This is a genomic window from Streptomyces beijiangensis (assembly GCF_017315755.1).
GTDB classification, from domain to species: domain Bacteria; phylum Actinomycetota; class Actinomycetes; order Streptomycetales; family Streptomycetaceae; genus Streptomyces; species Streptomyces beijiangensis.
Genome location: NZ_JAFLRJ010001059.1, coordinates 1 through 227 on the forward strand (window position 1 = coordinate 1; position 227 = coordinate 227).

The window sequence follows — 227 nt, forward strand, 5'->3', positions numbered from 1 at the left end:
CCACCACAGGGCGCCGACGACGCGTGCGGTGAGCGAGCCATCGCGGGCGGCGGCGAGGTAGGCGTCGGAGGGGTCGTCCATGCCGAGGACCGAGCCGATGAGGGCGTCCTGCCAGGCGGTGATGCCGTACGAGTGGAGCAGGCGCTGCGCGTGCAGGAGTGCCTTGAGCCGGTCGGCCGGCGTGGACTTCGGCGCGTGCCGGCCCACCACCTCCATCGCCCCCTCCT

The 227-nt window shown here is 74.0% G+C and carries 1 pseudogene; it reads right to left on the reverse strand.

From position 1 onward, the window contains the following. Window positions 1-227, reverse strand: a pseudogene (locus tag J0695_RS40530) (amidohydrolase); the annotation flags it as partial.